The sequence below is a fragment of the Acinetobacter sp. YH12128 genome, from assembly GCF_013418655.1.
In the GTDB taxonomy this organism is placed as follows: Bacteria; Pseudomonadota; Gammaproteobacteria; order Pseudomonadales; family Moraxellaceae; genus Acinetobacter; species Acinetobacter amyesii.
The window spans coordinates 73,047-79,660 of the sequence record NZ_VPBO01000020.1 but is presented as its reverse complement, the minus strand read 5'-3'; the positions used below and the strand labels follow the sequence as shown (position 1 = coordinate 79,660).

The 6,614-nt window shown below is 37.5% G+C and carries 6 protein-coding genes; 3 read left to right on the top strand and 3 right to left on the bottom strand.

Annotated elements, in window-relative coordinates; genetic code table 11:
- Positions 1 to 919 (bottom strand): phage late control D family protein (locus tag FTU64_RS11825; RefSeq protein WP_180059787.1); only part of this gene is annotated, 919 nt, incomplete at its 3' end.
- An 838-nt stretch (positions 920 to 1,757) separates the two neighbouring features.
- Between FTU64_RS11825 and FTU64_RS11820 the strand changes: the two genes are divergently transcribed.
- Positions 1,758 to 2,327 (top strand): 1-acyl-sn-glycerol-3-phosphate acyltransferase, encoded by a 570-nt coding sequence (locus FTU64_RS11820; protein WP_078189041.1) that lies wholly within the window; start codon positions 1,758 to 1,760, stop codon positions 2,325 to 2,327.
- Positions 2,328 to 2,629: 302 nt separating this feature from the next.
- Entirely contained in the window at positions 2,630 to 3,382 is a 753-nt protein-coding gene (locus tag FTU64_RS11815; RefSeq protein WP_078189042.1) for a YebC/PmpR family DNA-binding transcriptional regulator, read from the top strand.
- A gap of 89 nt (positions 3,383 to 3,471) precedes the next feature.
- Here the strand turns inward: FTU64_RS11815 and FTU64_RS11810 are convergent, their stop codons facing one another.
- Positions 3,472 to 3,942 carry an Lrp/AsnC family transcriptional regulator gene (locus FTU64_RS11810; protein WP_111885999.1) on the bottom strand — a complete coding sequence of 157 codons (471 nt, stop codon included), beginning with the start codon at positions 3,940 to 3,942 and terminating at the stop codon, positions 3,472 to 3,474.
- Positions 3,943 to 4,425: 483 nt separating this feature from the next.
- On the opposite strand from FTU64_RS11810, the gene FTU64_RS11805 reads away from it, so the two are divergent.
- A complete protein-coding gene (locus FTU64_RS11805) occupies positions 4,426 to 5,754 on the top strand; it encodes a hypothetical protein (RefSeq protein WP_180059785.1) in 1,329 nt (442 codons plus the stop codon).
- A gap of 81 nt (positions 5,755 to 5,835) precedes the next feature.
- Here the strand turns inward: FTU64_RS11805 and FTU64_RS11800 are convergent, their stop codons facing one another.
- Positions 5,836 to 6,600: a glutathione S-transferase family protein gene (locus FTU64_RS11800; protein ID WP_180012150.1), complete on the bottom strand. Its 765-nt coding sequence runs from the start codon at positions 6,598 to 6,600 to the stop codon at positions 5,836 to 5,838.
- Positions 6,601 to 6,614: the final 14 nt, after the last annotated feature.

The window sequence follows — 6,614 nt, the reverse complement described above, 5'->3', positions numbered from 1 at the left end:
GATCTTGCATCCATGCAGGGCTCACATGCCATGCCTGCTCTAAGCTTAAGCTCGCATTATCTTGATTTTGACTATGTAGATGCTTGCTTTGTACTGCACCACCACCCTCGTCCTGTTCAAGCACATCTGCCTGCCACCGCTGCACATGTACCGACGTCGGCTGCAGACTGCGCTGACCGATAAAACTGGTCATACTGTCATTTTTTTCAGTCGCACTACTGCGATGAAAACGGATATTGCGACGATCTAGAGGCTGATATTGACTATTTTCATCAATTAAACGCAGCTTTTGGGCTTGGAGTGGCGCTGAAGAGGAAGAGACAAAATGCTGCGCTTCATCAATTAACCAATGAATGCCTTCACTGCGTAGTAAGCGAGTAATAAAATCATAGTCGGTTTCATTACTTTGCATCATGAATGGTCGAACGTCATACTCTTTCTTTAAGCCGCTTAAGTCCAAACTTAAGCTCGCTGCAAAAAGTGGGCTCTTTTTTTGCCATTCCTTAAAAATAATCTCGACCACATCTTTGACCGATTTATTCATAAACACGCGGCTATTACGACGCTTATGCCATAGTGCCGTTGCATCTTCTAAGGTCAACTTATATAGCGTTAATGCGCCATCACTTTGGCCTTGAAATGCTTCAGTAATAATCCCGGTAATACGAAAAAGCTGCCCCGCATCGGTCACCTGATCGATTGCGACTTGTGTACCAATAAATTGTTTGAGTTCTAAGGTGGCAGAAGTTGAGAGACAGATGAGCTGAACATTCAAACCTTCACTTAAGGCATGTTCCCCATCAATACGTTGCAAGAATACTTGTTCATTCAGCGTGGTATTGGAAAATTGAATATGCAAGGCACGTTTTTGTGGACTAATGCCCAATTTTTCAATTGCAGAGTATATATTGTTCAGCATTGTTATTATCAAACATCGATTTTATTTAAATTTCCCGAACATTTAATCAAATTATTCAATATAAGCCAAGCCTACAAAGATAATTTTTTTGTGTTTTTAGTTAGCTTTAAATATCTGAAATAATTAGTCAAAATTTCATAAAAGATGAAATATCGTTTTAATGTTTAATTTATAATTACAAGAACAGAGCAGATTATTTACAACTAGGAATAGCCATTTCTGAAACCTGCTCAAGAATATCTAATATTGAAAATCTAAAAAATATCAAATAAAAATTTCTATTGAGATACAAGCTTAAGATTCAACAAAAAAACACATTAATATCTTTTTACTATTAATTAAACATAATTATTATATAAAATATATGGTATTAATAAATCAACTACGGGGCCTATAAATTTCGGCCAATATTAAGACTCAACCTGTTCAGGCTTTCTTAAGTCCAAATAAAACTCAACAATTGACCAAATAACAATCAAAGCAAACATAGCAACAGCGAATAACACAGCAGTTAAATAAATCATGCTTGAGTTCTCCGTTAGAAAACGAGTTAAGACCAACAGGTTAAAAATTTTAACCTACGACAAAAGTCTAATAAGAATTTCTGACGGTGCCTAGCCATATTTAGCAAATTTTTAAGAGTATTTTTATCTATGATGATAGCTTTACCATATAAAATTTAGCCGATTTATTGTTAAAAAGTATCAGTCTTCAATCCCCCTTCTTATTCCGATTTGTAATATATGCACAATTCAGATCAAAGCTCACTTAAATCCTCTTGACTCATGATCCAAACAAGCAGAAATTACACCTTTTTAAAATCACCGTATCACCGACTATGTTGAAAAAGTTTATTGGCGAATCTGCATTTAAATTGGCAGGCTGGAAATACCACGTAGAGCCTGATGTTTTAGAAAATAAACAAGTGATCGTCGGCTTTGAACACACCTCAATGATGGATGCTGTTCTTTCACTGGCCCTTTGCCAAATTTACGACATTAAAATTCACACGCTGATTAAAAAAGAACTCTTTAAAGGTCCATTTAAACCTGTTCTTGAAGCGATTGGCGGTATTCCTGTAGACCGTAAAGCCAATAAAGACATCGTGACTCAAATGGTTGAGCATTTTGAAGCCAATGAAAAATTTAATTTAGTCATTGCTCCAGAAGCGACACGAGCAGAACGTGGTGAAGCACGAAAACCGATTCGCACAGGCTTTTGGTATATCGCTAAAGCTGCAGGTGTGCCAATTGTATTAATGTATGCCAACTCAAAAACCAAACAAGGCGGTATTTTCGGTAAGATTTACCCAACTGACCTCGATCACGATTTAGCTTTAATTAAGCAGCTCTATAAAGATAAAGTAGGTTTAGACATCGTGATCCCAGAACCTAAAAATAAAGACTAAGTGCCATTCACGTTTTTTTAAGATATACGTACTTAAAGATATAAATGTATCGTGCTCCATGCATTGTACATTTATATCTTCCTTTTATAACAAGATCACCTCGCTCCTTTCAGCCCAATTCTCATCATAAGAAAAATTACAGTACGAGCGTTTAGACATTTCGCATTATTTTCTCAAATTTGGATATTTTTTTTTCAACTACTCAATTCCTGAAATCCAGTACTTTCACACAAAAAAGCCATTATGGTAGAATTTGCTCAATTTGATAGGCATAAGGCCAATCTACAAGGAGCATATTTCGCATGGCGGGTCATTCCAAGTGGGCTAATACTAAGCATCGTAAAGCAAAACAAGATGCGAGCCGCGCTAAAGTATTCACAAAATTTATCCGTGAAATCGTGACAGCTGCACGTTTAGGCGGCGGTGATGTAGCGTCTAACCCACGTTTACGTGCTGTTGTTGAAAAAGCATTAGTTGCAAACATGACACGTGACACCATTAACCGTGCAATCCAACGTGGTGTAGGCGGTGAAGAAAATGCTGATCTAAAAGAAGTCACTTACGAAGGTTATGGCGTTGGTGGTGTTGCTGTCATCATTGAAACAATGACTGACAACTTGAACCGTACTGTTCCTGACGTTCGTCACTGTTTCTCTAAAACTGATGGTAATTTAGGTACTGCAGGTTCAGTGGCTTATATGTTTACCAAACGTGGTGAGATTACTTTTGAAGATGTTTCTTTAGAAGATCAAATCATGGACATCGCTTTAGAAGCGGGTGCTGAAGACATCGAAGTGGACGAAGAAGAAATTTTAGTTATCACTACACCGGAAACTTTCGGTGAAGTTCAGGATGCGCTAGCAGCAGCAGGTTTAAAATCTGATAACGCCGAAGTGGTGATGAACCCTTCAACTAAAGCGTTAATTTCAGATATCGAACAAGCGAAAAAAATCATCAAAATGATTGATATGTTTGAAGATCTTGACGACGTTCAAAACGTATATACCAACGTTGAATTCACCGATGAAGTGATGGCTGAGTTAGAAGCTCTATAGTTCAATCGAGTGAAGTATAAAACGCACCCTTCGGTGCGTTTTTTATTGCCTAGCTTTCAACTGTTTGAGTTTATATATGAGGGCTGCATTTAAACCTTATTTAATAAGCCATTACAGTTAAAAACATTATATTGTTTAATTACAAAGCTCGAATGTAATGCAACTACGTGTTCAATTTTACCAATGCGCTTGAGTAAAATTTCACTATAGTTTTCCATATCCCGTGCAACGACTTCCACAATAAAATCGGCAGACTGCCCTGTCACCAAAAATGCATTAATGACTTCTGGAATACTTTCTAATGCTTCTAAAAATTTAGCAAAAGTATCTGTATCATGTTTGCTTAAGGACACCTGTAGCAGCACATGCAAACTAAAGCCCAATTTTTGATAATTAATTTCGCGTTTCAGACCACTGATAATATTGTGATCAATCAATTGTTTAATCCGACGATGTACGGAGCTGACCGATAAATTCACCCGCTCTGACAGTTCATTTAAATTGACATCTTCATGGGTCAAAATTTCTAAAATTTGTTTATCAAAACGGTCTAGTTCCATCAGTCTACTCCAGCCATTTTTGAAAACAGTGCTGATGAACCCGATTCATCAAACGCCTGTTGTCATTTTCAATGTTATTTTAAGTTTTAAAATCAGCATTTATGTGCAAGTTTTCTCATGTATAGCATGATTTATTAAAAATAATAAAGCTCATACGCATTATGAACATAATAATTTGCATAAATATCGTGTTTAAATGAATGTTTTTTCATCAAAGCTTAGTTTTTATATTCTAAATGTCGTCTTTAGACAACCTACCAATAAAGCTTCTCGATGCATTCCATTGATCTGAATAAATCAATTTCAGATAAAAGGAAAATAATTTTTATTTTATATTTTTCAACTTTTTATTTTTACTATATTTTTCAATGTGCGCTCTATTTCACATTTTGCTTTTTTCACTTATTTACTAGATTTGGTAATTACATTAAAAAATAGCGGCGGTTCATAAATATACAAAAAAACAAAAACGGAAGAATAAACATGGCAATTAAATCACTGAGTTCACTCAGCTCAAAATTAAGTTCTGTACTAAGTCCTTCCCTACAGCTCAGTACAATTAGCAGCACGGTCAGTAACCTACTTAGCCCACTTAAACCTACAACCAATATCACGGATACACTGACAGGATTATTAGGTAATTTAGGTGGCACAAAGTCTTTTGATTTTAGCGCACTGACTAAATCGCTTCCGCAAGTGATTAGCACGATTCAAAGTCTTACATCCAATAACGGTTCAAATTCGGATGCACTCAAGACTTTGATGACAACACTGCAACCGCTCCTACAAAACTTAGGTAGCAACGCTGGCTCAACAGAGATGAATCAGTTGGTTCAATCCTTACCTACCATTGTCAACAGCTTGCAAAGTTTACTGAGTAGCACCAATAATCAAGCCAATCTTCCTGACAATATTAGTAGCGCTGTAAATGCCATCAAACCATTGCTTGCTATGCTTGGAAGCGCAACAGGTTCAACGGATGCAACACAAATTATCAATACACTCAGCCAAGTTTTAGAATATGCGCAACCCATTATTCAGATGATTGGGAGCTCGTCTTCTGGAAATATTGACTTTGGGCAAATTGCACAAGGTGCAACGAGTGCCCTCCTACCTTTATTAGCTTCAATCAATAAAGACAACTCATCTATTGATATGGAACAATTGAGTCATGCTTTACCGACTGTGATTGGAAGTGTGACCAATCTAGTGACCGCCATTTCATCAGCCAACCAAGGCAATATCCCTGAGACCATTTCAGGGGTGATCAAAGGACTTAATCCGCTTCTAGATTTACTGGCAAAAAGCGATGTCATCGATACGGATCAGGCTCAAACCGTCAAAGCGATTTATGATGTTTTAAATAGCGTGAGCACCATTTTGGATGTGGTCAACAATCCATCCTTACTGACGCTTTCAACTGATTTAAATCAAGTGATTGATTCATTGAAACCAGTCATTGCTCTGATGGACAGTAATGGTGAAGCGACTCAGTTCCTCGATCAACTGACCATTCCAAATATTGGCGATTTACTTGGCAATCTTGCTCCAGAAAAAATTGATCTGGGTTCTATCACGGATCAGTTCAACCAATTGACTGAAAACCTCACGGGCCAATTACCGAATATTAATGATCTATTGGAAAATTTAGGTTCTGCTCATGGTGATTTTGATATCTCCACCATCATCCCAAGTATTAAAGATGCGATGGGAAATATCTTCTACCCAGTTATGCCGCTGAATACTTTACAAGCCGATAGTATCAGTCCAGTGCTGAATATTTTGGATATTCAACAACAAAGCTATATTTAAGGATTGAATGTCTGACGAAAAAGCGCGCTTTTAGGCGCGCTTTTTTAAAGCAATATGACGTAAATTTTTCATATAAAGGGTTTATACACCACGCCAATCTACCCGTGCATTCCGTTCTGTTTGGTATATACGTTGCACATATTGACCTAAAGGCAAATCGCTCAAATAGGCTTTGTAAGCTTTAAACTCTTCTGACAAGGTTTCGCCATGCTCTTTTTCCCACGGCGTTCCAACAATCTCTAATATCGGCGCCAACATTGAACACACTGCAATATCAGCCAAACCTAATCGGTCGCCTACAAAATAACGCCCACCTTGTTCGATCAGACGTTGATTTAAATCAACCACAATTTCGTCCAATCGCTCACGTGAAGCCGCAACCTTATCCGTATCTAATTGATAACCTTTAGAAACCAGTGCCTTTATAATGGGCTTGGAATATTTTTCAAACTGACGTAAATAGCCCTTTTCACCAATTAAAATATCAAGTGATTCTTCACTTTCATTTAATACATGTGCCAACCCCCAACGGCGCACATGTTGGCCTAACTCAATGGAAAGTTCATTAATTTCTAAAGCGTCTTCACGCAGTTTGACATCTGGACGGATCAGACTATGTTCGGGGTAGGTCGCATCCAAGTAAAAGGCGATTTGAGTTGAATCTGCAACCCAATGATCTTGATCACGTAAAATCGGTAATTTGTTTTGCCCTGTTTTAAGCTGTGCAAATGCACGATGTACACCCGGCATTAAATTATGAGCCACATAATCCAACTCTTTATGATCGAGTAACCAGCGCGCCTTTTCACAAAAATGTGAGAGTGGAAACTGGTAGAGAGTTCGCATAAATGCTCCAAGTT

Bases quoted from the DNA above. Each gene is read 5' to 3' on its own strand.
- FTU64_RS11800 (WP_180012150.1), bottom strand. From the start codon at position 6,600: ATGCGAACTCTCTACCAGTTTCCACTCTCACATTTTTGTGAAAAGGCG.
- FTU64_RS11805 (WP_180059785.1), top strand. From the start codon at position 4,426: ATGGCAATTAAATCACTGAGTTCACTCAGCTCAAAATTAAGTTCTGTA.
- FTU64_RS11810 (WP_111885999.1), bottom strand. From the start codon at position 3,942: ATGGAACTAGACCGTTTTGATAAACAAATTTTAGAAATTTTGACCCAT.
- FTU64_RS11820 (WP_078189041.1), top strand. From the start codon at position 1,758: ATGTTGAAAAAGTTTATTGGCGAATCTGCATTTAAATTGGCAGGCTGG.
- FTU64_RS11815 (WP_078189042.1), top strand. From the start codon at position 2,630: ATGGCGGGTCATTCCAAGTGGGCTAATACTAAGCATCGTAAAGCAAAA.